The sequence below is a fragment of the Pusillimonas caeni genome (genome assembly GCF_003545815.1).
GTDB classification, from domain to species: Bacteria; Pseudomonadota; Gammaproteobacteria; order Burkholderiales; family Burkholderiaceae_B; genus Pusillimonas; species Pusillimonas caeni.
Map to the genome: position 1 here is coordinate 1 of NZ_PDUW01000001.1, position 12,683 is coordinate 12,683.

Annotated in this window: 14 protein-coding genes and 1 other RNA gene; 7 read left to right on the forward strand and 8 right to left on the reverse strand. The window is 62.6% G+C overall.

Going from position 1 to position 12,683, the window contains the following annotated elements; translation table 11 throughout:
- Positions 1–328 (forward strand): hypothetical protein (locus tag CSC67_RS21420; RefSeq protein WP_209304241.1); only part of this gene is annotated, 328 nt, incomplete at its 5' end.
- A gap of 255 nt (positions 329–583) precedes the next feature.
- Entirely contained in the window at positions 584–1,702 is a 1,119-nt protein-coding gene (gene hppD / locus CSC67_RS00005; RefSeq protein WP_118992477.1) for a 4-hydroxyphenylpyruvate dioxygenase, read from the forward strand.
- A gap of 26 nt (positions 1,703–1,728) precedes the next feature.
- Here hppD and msrA read toward each other — a convergent pair whose 3' ends face one another.
- The gene (msrA, locus tag CSC67_RS00010) at positions 1,729–2,274 is read right to left on the reverse strand and encodes a peptide-methionine (S)-S-oxide reductase MsrA (protein WP_118992478.1); all 546 of its coding nucleotides are present in this window, start codon (positions 2,272–2,274) and stop codon (positions 1,729–1,731) included.
- Positions 2,275–2,343: 69 nt separating this feature from the next.
- Positions 2,344–2,694, reverse strand: a complete 351-nt coding sequence (locus tag CSC67_RS00015) for a c-type cytochrome (RefSeq protein ID WP_209304242.1) — start codon at positions 2,692–2,694, stop codon at positions 2,344–2,346.
- A gap of 210 nt (positions 2,695–2,904) precedes the next feature.
- Between CSC67_RS00015 and lgt the strand changes: the two genes are divergently transcribed.
- Entirely contained in the window at positions 2,905–3,696 is a 792-nt protein-coding gene (lgt, locus tag CSC67_RS00020; RefSeq protein WP_118992479.1) for a prolipoprotein diacylglyceryl transferase, read from the forward strand.
- Here the strand turns inward: lgt and CSC67_RS00025 are convergent.
- From CSC67_RS00025 to CSC67_RS00045, 5 genes are all read right to left on the reverse strand, one after another.
- Positions 3,653–4,396: an SIMPL domain-containing protein gene (locus tag CSC67_RS00025; RefSeq protein ID WP_118992480.1), complete on the reverse strand. Its 744-nt coding sequence runs from the start codon at positions 4,394–4,396 to the stop codon at positions 3,653–3,655. The genes lgt and CSC67_RS00025 overlap by 44 nt on opposite strands.
- Positions 4,397–4,492: 96 nt before the next feature.
- Positions 4,493–5,983: a sensor domain-containing diguanylate cyclase gene (locus CSC67_RS00030; RefSeq protein WP_118992481.1), complete on the reverse strand. Its 1,491-nt coding sequence runs from the start codon at positions 5,981–5,983 to the stop codon at positions 4,493–4,495.
- Between the two features lie 184 nt (positions 5,984–6,167).
- A non-coding RNA gene (ssrS, locus tag CSC67_RS00035) (6S RNA) lies at positions 6,168–6,349 on the reverse strand.
- Positions 6,350–6,390: 41 nt separating this feature from the next.
- On the reverse strand, positions 6,391–6,708 hold the full coding sequence (locus CSC67_RS00040) for a cell division protein ZapA (protein ID WP_118992482.1): 318 nt from the start codon (positions 6,706–6,708) through the stop codon (positions 6,391–6,393).
- A 4-nt stretch (positions 6,709–6,712) separates the two neighbouring features.
- Entirely contained in the window at positions 6,713–7,117 is a 405-nt protein-coding gene (locus tag CSC67_RS00045) for a hypothetical protein (protein WP_118992483.1), read from the reverse strand.
- A 141-nt stretch (positions 7,118–7,258) separates the two neighbouring features.
- Between CSC67_RS00045 and CSC67_RS00050 the strand changes: the two genes are divergently transcribed.
- From CSC67_RS00050 to CSC67_RS00060, 3 genes are read left to right on the forward strand one after another with little or no spacing between them, the layout of a single operon-like run.
- Positions 7,259–7,720 (forward strand): tripartite tricarboxylate transporter TctB family protein, encoded by a 462-nt coding sequence (locus tag CSC67_RS00050; RefSeq protein WP_167752695.1) that lies wholly within the window; start codon positions 7,259–7,261, stop codon positions 7,718–7,720.
- A 36-nt stretch (positions 7,721–7,756) separates the two neighbouring features.
- A complete protein-coding gene (locus CSC67_RS00055; RefSeq protein ID WP_118992484.1) occupies positions 7,757–9,262 on the forward strand; it encodes a tripartite tricarboxylate transporter permease in 1,506 nt (501 codons plus the stop codon).
- 18 nt (positions 9,263–9,280) lie between these two features.
- Complete coding sequence (locus CSC67_RS00060) at positions 9,281–10,195, forward strand: NAD(P)-dependent oxidoreductase (RefSeq protein WP_118992485.1); 915 nt, start codon at positions 9,281–9,283, stop codon at positions 10,193–10,195.
- Between the two features lie 11 nt (positions 10,196–10,206).
- Here CSC67_RS00060 and CSC67_RS00065 read toward each other — a convergent pair whose 3' ends face one another.
- Positions 10,207–10,848 carry an RNA pyrophosphohydrolase gene (locus CSC67_RS00065; RefSeq protein ID WP_118992486.1) on the reverse strand — a complete coding sequence of 214 codons (642 nt, stop codon included), beginning with the start codon at positions 10,846–10,848 and terminating at the stop codon, positions 10,207–10,209.
- A 63-nt stretch (positions 10,849–10,911) separates the two neighbouring features.
- Here CSC67_RS00065 and CSC67_RS00070 point away from each other — a divergent pair, with 63 nt between their 5' ends.
- Positions 10,912–12,648 carry a proline--tRNA ligase gene (locus CSC67_RS00070; RefSeq protein ID WP_118992487.1) on the forward strand — a complete coding sequence of 579 codons (1,737 nt, stop codon included), beginning with the start codon at positions 10,912–10,914 and terminating at the stop codon, positions 12,646–12,648.
- Positions 12,649–12,683 lie beyond the last annotated feature (35 nt).

A 12,683-nucleotide genomic window follows, 5' to 3' on the forward strand; every position in this document is an offset into this window, starting at 1 on the left:
ATCGGTTGTTTCGTTGTTAAAGAGCAAGTACTGCGTTACTGCAAAGAAACGAGATTATGAAGCAGTTTTTTTAGCTTGTCAAGTGAACCGGTTTTGTGTGGGACCTTCTGGTCTAGCACCGCTACCGTCTTCACCAACGCGCCCTGCCCCGCTCTCGTCGGCTTTAAAACCCAAGGCGCCAACAACACACCCCGCTTTTAAAACCGCCTTGCGGCGTCGCGGCCCGAAAATCACTTTCCTGAATCACGTTCCTGAATCAAACTACCCCTTGGGGTTAACCCTGATGCAGGTGGCTGCGAAAGAACGTAACTATAGCAAGCATTTTTAGCCCGTGCAACTGCAAATCCGCCCCTTCCACCCGCCTGCCCACCCCAAAACCGCCCCCGCCGCCCTTAACCCCTTGATCGGATACAGGAAATATTTTTTTCATCGCAATGAAATATTTTTTGATGCCGGCTATGCGTACATCACACGATAGACGCGATGCGCCTCATCGGCGATGATAGTTCGGTCGACACCGGCCCGGCCAAGGTAAACACCGTATCCTTCAGGCCGTCCTCCAACCTCCAACCGGAGAGCCCGCATGGACACCTCATTCAAGCCTTGGGACAACCCCATGGGCACCGCAGGATTCGAATTCGTCGAGTACGCCGCGCCCGATCCGAAAGCGCTGGGCAAGGTCTTCGAGGCGCTGGGCTTCAAGGCCATCGCGCGCCACCGCCATAAAGACGTCACGCTTTATCGACAGGGCGGCATCAACTTCATCGTCAATGCCGAGCCGCATTCCTTCGCCCAGCGCTTCGCCCGCCTGCATGGGCCGTCGGTGTGTGCCATCGCCTTCCGGGTGGACAATGCCGCCCAAGCCTACCACCGCGCGCTCGACCTGGGCGCCTGGGGCATCGATTCGGGCAGCGGCCCCATGGAGCTCAACATACCGGCCATCAAGGGAGTGGGCGATTCCCTCATCTACCTGGTCGACCGCTGGGCCGGCAAGAACGGCCACGGCGGCATTGGCGACATCAGCATCTACGACGTCGACTTCGAAGCCATCGACCCCGCAACGGCCGACGCCGACATCCATCACCGGGGCGCGGGCCTGCGCGCCATCGATCACCTTACGCACAACGTGCACAAGGGCCGCATGAACGAATGGGCCGAGTTCTACGAGCGCCTGTTCAATTTCCGCGAAATACGCTACTTCGACATCGAGGGCAAGGTCACGGGCGTCAAGTCGCGCGCCATGACGTCACCCTGCGGCGGCATCCGCATTCCCATCAACGAAGAAGGCACCGAAGAAAAAGGCCAGATCCAAGAATATCTCGACACCTACAAGGGCGAGGGCATACAGCACATCGCCCTGTCCACCGAAGACATCCACGCCACCGTCGAGCAATTGCGAGCCAATGGCGTCCATTTCCTGGACACCCCCGACACCTATTACGAGCTGCTCGATGGACGGCTGCCGGGGCACGGCGAGAACGTAGAGCGCCTGCGCGGCAACCGCATCCTGCTCGATGGCGCCCCCGACGGCGGCCTGCTGCTGCAAATCTTCACCGAAAACCAGATCGGGCCGATCTTTTTCGAGATCATCCAGCGCAAGGGCAACGATGGCTTCGGCGAGGGCAACTTCAAGGCGCTGTTCGAATCCATCGAACTGGATCAGATGAGGCGCGGCGTACTCAAGGCGCCCGGCGCCGGCTAGCGGCGCGCGCTTTCGCCAGCAGCCTGTCAGGCGAGCATGCCGGCGAAGTCCTTGCGCAGCTTGGCCATCTTGGGCGCGATCACGAACTGGCAATAGCCCTGCTGCGGATTGCGCGCATAGTAATCATGGTGGTAGGCCTCGGCCGGCCAGAATGGGGCGGCGTCAAGCACCTTGGTGACCACCCGGGTATCCAGCGCAGCCTCGACCTGAGCAATCACGTCGCGGGCCACGGCCTTCTGCTCTTCGGATTGGCAAAATATTGCCGAGGCATATTGCGGCCCCACATCGGCGCCCTGGCGATCGACCGTGGTGGGGTCGTGGGTGGCGAAAAACACCTTCAACAGCGTGGCGAAGTCAATGATGGACGGGTCGAAACGCACGCGCACCACTTCAATATGGCCTGTGTCCTTGCCGCAAACCTGCTCGTAGCTGGGGTTGTCCACGTGGCCCCCGCTATAGCCGGGCGTCACTTCGAGCACTCCCCGCAATGACTGCAGCACGCCTTCGGTGCACCAAAAACACCCGCCGCCCAGGACGGCGGTTTCTACATTGGAGTCCTGCGATTGATTCATGGCCTTCCTCTTGTGAACAGTGGCGACAGGCGCGCGGACCGGGCGGCCGCCATGGCCGCGCCGGCATGGCTATTCGAGCTGGAGCTCGGGCTCGTCCAAAGACAGTATCCATTGCGCCAGCGCGCGCGCATCCTTGGGGCTGACATGAGCCTGCCGCGGCATGGGAACCGGCCCCCAGCGCCCCCGGCTGCCGTTGACGATGCTTTGAGCAAGATAGTCCGCAGCGTCGGCGTTGCCGGCAAAACGCTCGGCAATGGCCGAAAAAGCCGGCCCCACCACTTTACGCTCGACGCGATGACAGGACATGCAGTTATTGGCCTGAGCCAGCCCCAGACCGACCGTCTCGGCCGAAGCCGGGACCCCGGCCGCAGCTCCCAGCATCAGCATCGCACCCAGCGAAAAAGCAAAACGCACCGACATAGATGTACAACCTTGTCCGATTCAAAAGCCCGCCTCCGGCATCGCGCCGGCATGCGGACATGCAAACCGCGTTGCACGCGGCTAAACCAAGACCGGGAACAGCATGGCGCCCTGCCGCCTTCGCAAGGGAAAGGAAGGTGAATGCGCCTTGCTTGCCGATCACACTCTTCCTGTATTATCGACGATATTTGACCCGACCCACCCAAGCCTATGCTAGTCCATCCGCAATTCGATCCCGTCGCCCTGCAGCTTGGCCCCGTCGCCGTGCATTGGTATGGCCTGATGTACCTGGTGGGCTTCGGCCTGGTATGGCTCCTGGGCAGGTGGCGCATCAAGGCGGGCAAGACCGACCTGACTCTGCGCGATCTCGAAGACCTGATCTTTTACTGCGTCCTGGGCGTGGTGGTAGGCGGCAGACTGGGCTATGCGCTGTTCTACAAACCGGCCGAGTACCTTGCCAACCCGATCGAACTGCTCTATGTCTGGCAGGGCGGCATGTCCTTCCATGGCGGTTTGCTGGGCGTCCTTACGGTGCTGTTTCTGTTTGCCCGCAGAAAGGGCAAGCCTCTGCTGGCCATCAGCGATTTCCTTGCGCCCCTGATTCCGCTCGGCCTGGCGGCGGGCCGCCTGGGCAATTTCATCAATGGCGAACTGTGGGGCCGCGCCACCTCGATGCCCTGGGGAATGGTGTTTCCGCAAAGCGGCGACAATCTGGCCCGGCATCCCTCACAGCTTTACGAGCTCGGCCTCGAGGGCCTGCTGCTGTTCGCCCTGGTGTGGTGGTTCTCGAACAAGCCCCGGCCGCTGGGCCAGGTTAGCGCGGTGTTTCTGATGGGCTACGGCGCGCTGCGCTTTCTGGTTGAATACACCCGCGAGCCGGACGCATTTCTGGGCTTGCTGGCCGGCGGCCTGTCGATGGGCCAGCTGCTTTCGCTGCCCATGATCGCCGCCGGCGCCGTCATTTTTCTTTGGAGCGCAAGAAAATCGACCCTTGCATCGTAACGGCCACCCTTTCCGTGCCTGGCTCGAGAGGCACACGCGCGGACTCGTCAGCCGAAGCGGCCATGGCCATCATGCGTGGAGCCGGCTGGTAAGGCACGCCCATGCCGCCCAGATTGACGCTTTTTATCGAATAAGACTCATAGCCGAAGGCCGTGGCGAGCGCCTGGGCCCGGTCCTGGAAGGCTTTGGCGGCTTCGGCGAGCAGATCCTGTTCGTGTTTGACGCGGGTTTCGGGTGCGACCGAAAAACCCATGCCGGAAATCGGCATGCGATCGCTCAACTTGGCCGCCAGGGCCGAGGCCGCCGCAAAGTCGGTGGACTTGAGCACGATTTCGGCGCGCCCCCTCCAGTTGGTGATGGCGCCCTCGTCGTCGTTATGCGGCCATACGCGGTAGTCGCCGCTGCGCGCCTGAACCTTGCCCTCGGCCTTGGCGTCTTTCATGACCGAGTCCAAAGCATCGGACAAGGCTTTGACCACCGCCTCTTGGGACGGGTCGCTGACCTCTTTGGCGAGCGTGATGGTGACGGTGTCTTGCGACACTTCCTTGAAGGCCTGCGCTTCGAGCGTGGCCTGCGGCCATGCCTTGCGGCGCGCTTCGCGGTCGCCTTCCTCGTGCGCGTGGACTGGCACGGTCAGCACCATGGCCAGGCCCGCCGCCAAGCCCGACAACCAAATACGTTTCTGCTGCAACCAATACATATGACCTCCTGATGGGGGTTGGAAATATCATGCCGGCCTGCGAATGCATGCCGAGCCGGTCGCATGTCGAACGGCCCGCCCGAGGGCTCTGCAGGACTAGCTGGCTCTGGCATCGTCGACCCGGCTGTATGAGTGATGTTCACGCTTGTCGCGATACATGGCAAGGTCGGCGGCACGCAAGGCGCGCTCGAAGTCGTCGCGCCCGGCCGCCGTCGCAATGCCGACCGACACGCTCAGAGGCGTGCCGCCGTAGAACTGGTTGTTCAGGTCTATCAACCGGCGGATGTCCGCCAGGACGACCTCGGCATCGGTCTCGGACATGCCGGGCAGCAGGACCATGAACTCGTCTCCGCCGATGCGCGCCGCCGACGCGGGACGATCGATGACCTTGTTCAACACCTCGCCCATGCGGCGCAGCAGGCCGTCGCCGGCGGCATGTCCTTGCGTATCGTTGGTCACTTTGAGGTTGTTGAGGTCCAGGGCGATGAAGGAGACGGGTTCGATGCGCTTGCGGCCCAGGCGGGCCAGCTCCTCGACATAGAAAGAGCGGTTCTTGAGCTGGGTGAGCACATCGTGCTGGCCCAGGTATTCGAGGTAGGCTTCGGCTTTCTTGCGCGCGGTGATGTCGGTCAGCGCCAGCAATACTAGGTCCCAGTCCTCTTCATGGCCGGCAAACACCGAAAACTGCAAATGGATGTGCAGGACATCGCCCGCCAGCGTGCGATTGCGCACTTCGCGTTGCTGGAACAGCTTCCCGTCCCATAAATCGATCAGCTGCTCTGAAAACGACGCCGCCATCTCGTCATCGAAAACCTCGTTCAAGCGCGTGATCAGATCGTCGCGGCTCTTCGCCTTGTACATCTGCACGGTATATCCGTTGACGTCCAGCACGCGGATTTCGGACATGCAGCGCTCGACGAATTCGGGATGCACGTCGAGGAAGGTGCGAAAATCGACGATGCCCTGTTCGCGGACTTCCTCGAGCAGACTCTTTATGCGGCTGAAGTCCTCGACCCAAAGAGAGACCGGCGCCTGCTGGAAGAGTTCGCGCGCCATGCGCTCGTTGACGAGCGCGCTGCGACGCGACTGCTGCAATTCGGTGATGTCTTCGACGGCCACCAGCACCTGGTCCCAGCGCTGCTCGCGATCGGGCAGCACCACGCCTCTCAGGACGATGTCCATGCGCTGGCCGTTCAGCGTGTAGTTCACCGACGTGCTGCGAAAGCTGTCGCCGCTGTTCCATAGCTGCGCCATCTCGGAGGCCAGCCCGTCCAGCGTGTCGTCGCGCATGATTTCACTGAGCCGGGCCATCAGCGTAGCGGCCGTGTCGGCGCCATACAGGCCGAGTGTCTGGCCATTGACGCGCTGGATGCGGATCGCGCTGGCGCACTGCCGCACGCGTTCGTGGTCTTCGGCCAGCCAGGCCTCGATATCGTCGACCCCTTGGGACCGCCACTGTTCGAACAGGCGGTACAAGCCGCTGTAATCCTCGAGCCATAATGACATCGGCATGACTTCGAAGAAGTCATCCAGTTGGAACCCCTGGATATGCGGAATGTCCTGCGCCTGCGACGACTCGGCCTTCATGATGTCTACCTCGTGGTGGATCTGCGCAACGATAACATTTCCGGACCGGCAAAAAAATGCCCCCACGCCGCGCAGGCTGGCGCCTGCTTGCTGCCCCCCAAGGGGGCGTTTTTTGCCGGGGCGCCGAGCCTTGGGGCGGCCCGGCGGCAAAAAAAAGCCCGTCGCGAAGGACGAGCTTTTCGAAAAATGCCCCGCCTGTGCCGTATAGACCGGCATCCCGGAACCGAGGGTTCACGGTGGTCGCCATCAGCCAAGCTTCGGGATCACCAATTAAGGCGTTCACTCCTACTTGTCAATCCGGCAACCTGTATGCCTAAGCATTGGTTCAAGGAATGTATGGTCAAATCTCGAACACTGCAGGGACAAACCGCAGGGCGCCGCGCCGCATGGCCGACGCCCCGAATGTCTTAGGTTGCGGCCCTGGCGCCGCCTTGGCCCAGAGCCTGATCGATCATGTGGTTCATGTCGTCGATTTTACGCTTGAAATCGCCGACGGCCACGTCGCCCAACGGCCCGTCGGGCGCGCGCATGGCCAGCAATTCGGCTGCGATCTGAATGGCGGCCATGACCGCGATTCGTTCGTTGCTTGAAATTTTACCAGACCCTTTGACGCGCAACATGCGCTGGTCGACAAGATGCACGGCTTCGAGCAGAGCCTGTTTTTCGGATGCTGCGCAGGCCAGCGAATAATCGCGGCCAAGGATGGAGACATCGATTCGTTCCATGCGGTTACTCCTGGGGCGCGCCGGGCAGACGCATCAATACGGCGTCGATGCGCTGTTGGGCCGCAAGGGCCGCGGTGCGCAGGCGACCGGACTCGTCCTGGCTGGCCTGCAAGCCTTGCCTGGCGGCCTCGTAGTCGGCGCGGTAGCGCGCGGCTTCGTCGCGCAGCTGCGCCTCGGCGGCTTCAGCCTGTTTGCGCAAGGCGTCCATCTGGCCTGCATGATCGCGGACCTGTTCGATCGCCTCTTGCTGCGCGGATTGCTGGCGCGAGAGCTGGTCGCGCAAAGCATTGCGCTCTTGTTCGAGGCTGGTGACGCGGGCCTGCAGCGACGCGCGGTCGGACTGCATCCGCTGGACCAGCTGCACCAGTTGCCCAATACGGGCCGAGAGGGAATCGAGATCTTGCAACATGGGCGTTATCGTAAACCATCCTGGCTCAAGCTGGAAAGTGGATAAGAGGGAAAACCCTCGAACAAGGGGAAATCAGGGTTTTCATCAGGCATCATGTCGATTACCATGCAGCACCTTCGCTTGGCGGGAGACGCGGCAGACATGCAAGTCAGAAACAAGCAGGATTTCGGGGCGGGCGTCATGTTCGCCCTCATCGGCGCCTTCGCGTGCCTGGGCGCGCTCAAATACGACATGGGCACGGCGCGCGACATGGGGCCGGGCTACTTCCCTTTCTGGCTCGGAGCCTGCCTGACGCTGTTGGGCGCCTCCATCGCCCTGCGTTCGCTTTCCACCCACGCGCCCATCAGCAGGCTCGACCCCGCCGACTGGAAAACCGTCGCCATCCTCATCGGCTCGGTCGCCCTGGCAGGGGCGCTGCTCAACGTCCTGGGCATTTTTCTTACCGTCTTCGTGCTGGTCGTGCTCAGCAGCATGGCCAGCCATCTTTTCGACTGGCGGGTGGCGGCGCTCACCGGCATCGGCCTGGCGGCCTTCGTATGGCTGGCCTTCATCAAGGCGCTCGGTCTGATCTTTCCCCTCTGGCCGCCCATGTTCGGCCAGTAAGAGCCTGTTCTTCCCTCATCTTGCGTAATAGTCCTCATGGAACTCTTTGAACACTTGATGCTGGGGTTTTCGGTGGCCCTGACCCTTGAGAACCTGATCTACTGCCTGCTGGGCTGCCTTCTGGGCACCCTGATAGGCGTGCTGCCCGGCATCGGCCCCCTGCCGACCATCGCCATGCTGCTGCCCATCACCTATGTGCTGCCGCCCGTGGCCGGGCTGATCATGCTGGCCGGCATCTACTACGGCGCGCAGTATGGCGGCTCGACGACCGCCATACTGGTCGCCCTGCCCGGCGAAACCTCGTCGGTGGTCACCGTGCTGGATGGACACAAAATGGCTCGCAAGGGCCGGGCGGGCGCGGCCCTGTCCATCGCCGCGCTGGGCTCGTTCTTCGCCGGATGCGTGGCCACCGTGGTGCTGGCCGGCTTCGCGCCGCCGCTGGCCGAGCTCGCCTTCAAGTTCGGCGCGGCCGAGTATTTCTCGTTGATGGTGCTGGGCCTGGTCGGCGCGGTGGTGCTTGCCTCGGGCTCGCTGCCCAAAGCCATATGCATGATTCTGCTGGGCCTGCTGCTGGGCATGATAGGCACCGACGTGAACTCCGGCGTGGCGCGCTTCGAGTTCGGCATACCCGAACTGCAGGACGGCATCGATTTTGCAGTGGTGGCCATGGGCGTATTCGGATTGGCGGAAATCCTGGCCAATCTCGAACTGAAGGACAAGCGCGCGGAAGTCACCAGCAAGGTGGGCACCCTGTATCCCAACAAGCAGGAATTCAAAGAGGCCTGGCCCGCCTGCGTGCGCGGAACGGCCATGGGCGCGGCCCTGGGCGTCCTGCCGGGCGGAGGCGCCATACTGTCGTCGTTCGCCTCGTATACGCTCGAAAAAAAAATGTCGAGCACGCCCGAGCGCTTCGGAGAAGGGCACCCGGCCGGCCTGGCAGGGCCCGAATCCGCCAACAACGCCGCGGCGCAAACCTCTTTCATACCGTTGCTGACGCTCGGCATCCCCGGCAACGCCGTCACCGCCCTGATGCTGGGCGCCATGACCATACACAACATCCAGCCCGGCCCGCGCGTGATGAGCTCTCACCCCGACCTGTTCTGGGGGCTGATCGTATCGATGTGGATAGGCAACCTGATGCTGGTCATTCTCAACCTGCCCCTGGTCGGGCTGTGGATCAAACTGCTGAAAGTACCCTACCGCATCCTGTTTCCCGCGATACTGGTGTTCTGCACCATCGGCGTCTATTCGCTCAACTACAACGTATTCGACATCTGGATGCTGGCCGTTTTCGGGTTGGTCGGCTATGTATGGATGAAGCTGCGCTGCGAAGGCGCGCCGCTGCTTCTGGGCCTGGTGCTGGGGCCCATGATGGAAGAGAACTTCCGGCGTGCGCTGCTGCTTTCGCGCGGCGACTACAGTACTTTCGTCACACGCCCGCTGTCCCTGACGCTGCTGCTCCTGGCCGTGGCATTGGTTATTATCGTGGCTTTGCCGGTCATTCGTAAGAAACGCGCAGAAACCTTCGCCGAGAACGACTGAATTCTCACGGGACAAGCCATGACATCGATAGCCGAAAAACAATATCCGGACGCCACCCCCCTGGACGTCGCCTTTCTGGGGCTGGGCGTGATGGGCTATCCGATGGCCGGGCACCTGGCCCGGGCGGGACACCGCGTCACGGTCTACAACCGTACTGAATCCAAGGCGCAGAAATGGGTGCAGGAATTCGGTGGGCGGTCGGCTCCGACGCCGCGCGACGCCGCACGCGGCGCGCATATCGTGCTGGCTTGCGTGGGCAATGACGACGACCTGCGCAGCGTCGTGCTCGGACCCGAGGGCGCCTTGCAGGCCATGGACCAAGGCAGCCTGTTCGTCGACCACACCACGGCCTCGGCCCAGGTGGCCCGAGAGCTTCACCAATCGGCGGGCGAGCGCGGCGTCGGCTTCATCGACGCCCCCGTGTCGGGTGGACAGGCGGGCGCCCAGAACGGCGTACTGACCGTCATGTGCGGCGGCGACCCGGGGGCCTTCGCGCGGGCGGAGCCCGTGCTGCGCGCTTTCGCCCAGGCCGTTACGCTGCTCGGCGGCCCCGGCTCGGGACAGCTGTGCAAGATGGTCAACCAGATCTGCATCGCCGGACTGGTGCAAGGTCTGGCCGAGGCGATCGCCTTCGGCCAGACCGCCGGCCTGGACATGAACGAGGTCGTCAAGGTCATCGGCAAGGGGGCCGCGCAAAGCTGGCAGCTCGACAACCGCGGAACGACGATGATAGAAGGCCGGTTCGACTTCGGCTTTGCCGTGGACTGGATGCGCAAGGATCTTAGGCTGGTGCTCGACGAGGCCGGCCGCAACGGCGCGCGGCTGCCCGTCACGGCGCTGGTGGATCAGTTTTATGGCGACGTGCAGCAAATGGGCGGCAACCGCTGGGACACCTCCAGCCTGATCGCCCGCCTGCAGCAAAAAGCCGGATAAGCCGGCGGCGCTCAGCCCGCCGGGCGAACCCTTCTGGCGGGCATGGCTTCGCGCGCGTCGACGCCCGAGGCGAAGCGTTCGGCCTGGGGCCGGGCAAGCTGCTTGGCATCGCCCTGCCCTTTTTCGGCCCCGCCGCGCTGCGCATGCCCGCGCTGGCGCAGGTAGCGGGTTTCGTTGCCGCGCCTGAAAAGAATGCCCGCCAACTCGTTGAGCGCCTGGGTATAGACTTCGCGCTTGAATTCGATGACGGCATCGAGCGGCACCCAGTAATGGCTCCAGCGCCAGGCGTCGAATTCGGGATGGCGAGTCGCACGCAAACTGACGTCTGAGTCGCGCCCTATCATCCGAAGCAGGAACCAGATCTGCTTCTGCCCTTTGTAGATGCCGCGAGAATCGCGCCGGATGAAATCGCTCGGCACGTTATAACGCAGCCAATCCCGTGTACGTCCCAGAATGCGCACATGCTCGGGCAACAGGCCCACTTCTTCGTGGAGCTCGCGGTACATGGCCTGTACCGGGCTTTCGCCGTATTTGATGCCACCTTGGGGAAACTGCCACGCATGTTCGCGGATGCGTTTGCCCCAGAACACCTCGTTCTTGTTGTTTACGAGGATAATGCCGACATTGGGACGGTAGCCTTCACGGTCTAGCATAGGCCACCCCAATAGATTTAATACAATTACTTCCGATTATACGTATCTGCAGAGATCCACACCATGCGCGCATCCAAATATCACATCAACACCCTCAAGGAAGCCCCTTCCGAGGCGGAAGTCGCCAGTCACCAGCTGATGACGCGGGCCGGCATGATCCGCAAGGTGGCGGGCGGCATATATACCTATATGCCGATGGGGTTGAAGGTGCTGCGCAAGATCGAGAACATCGTGCGCCAGGAAATGGATGCGGCCGGCGCGATCGAAATGCTGATGCCGGTGGTGCAGCCGGCCGAACTATGGATGGAGTCGGGCCGTTGGGAGCAATACGGCCCCGAGCTGCTGCGCATCAAGGACAGGCACGGTCGCGACTTCGTGCTGCAGCCCACGTCCGAAGAGGTCGTCACCGACATCGTGCGCAACGAGATTCACAGCTGGCGCCAGCTGCCGCGCAACTTCTATCACATCCAAACCAAGTTCCGCGACGAGCGCCGCCCGCGCTTCGGCCTGATGCGCGGACGCGAGTTCACCATGAAGGACGCCTATTCCTTCGACCGCGACGAGGCGAGCGCGCAGGCCAGCTACGATGCCATGTATGCCGCCTACACCAGCATCTTCCAGCGCCTGGGCCTGGAGTTCCGCGCCGTGGCGGCCGACACCGGCTCCATCGGCGGCTCGCGCAGCCATGAATTCCAGGTCATCGCCGACACGGGCGAGGATCTCATCGTCTATAACCCGGATACCCAGTACGCCGCCAATATCGAATTGGCCGACGCGCCATGCCTGATCGAGCGACGCGCGGAGCCAAGCCAGGAACTGCAAAAAAAGGCCACCCCCGAAGCGCCCAAGTGCGAACTCGTGGCCGAGCAGCTTGGCGTGCCGCTGGACCGCACCGTCAAGTCCATCGTACTGGCCGCCGAAGACCCGGATGCGCCCGGCCAGAGCCGGATCTGGCTGCTGCTGGTGCGCGGCGACCACGAGCTCAACGAGATCAAGGTCGGCAAGCTGCCCGGGCTGGACCAGGGCTACCGCTTTGCCACCGAGGACGAGATCCGGGCGGCCTTCGGCTGCGCGCCCGGCTATCTGGGGCCCGTCAAGACGGCCCAGCCGGTGCATGTCGTCGCGGACGGCACAGTGGCCAACATGAGCGACTTCATCTGCGGCGCCAACGAAGAGGGCTTCCACCTTACGGGCGTCAATTGGGGCCGCGACCTGGCCGAGCCCGCCGTGGCCGACCTGCGCAATGTGGTGGACGGCGACCCCGACCCCCGGGGCGGGCGCCTGGCCATACAACGAGGCATCGAGGTGGGGCACATCTTCTTTCTTGGCGACAAATACTCCAAGGCGCTCGACGCCACGTATCTGGATACCGACGGCAAGCCCGCCATGCTGCAAATGGGCTGCTACGGCATCGGCATCAGCCGCATCTCCGCGGCCGCGATCGAACAGAATCACGATGACAAAGGCATTATCTGGCCCCGCGCCATCGCGCCGTTCGAGGTCGTCGTCTGCCCCATGGGCTGGGGCAAAAGTGAAACAGTGCGCAACTCGGCCGAAACGCTGTACGCGCAGCTGCTGGAACAAGGGGTGGACGTGATCCTCGATGACCGCGACGCCCGGCCCGGCGTCATGTTCGCCGACTGGGAGCTCATCGGCGTACCTTTGCGTGTGACGATCGGCGAACGCGGCCTGAACGAGGGAATTGTGGAACTCCAGCAACGAAGCACGGGTCAGACAGAAAAAATACCGGCTGACACCGCGCTTTCTTGCGTACTGGAACGATTAAAATCGCTGGCATGATCCAACTCGCCCCAAGCGCTACGAATCGACATTCC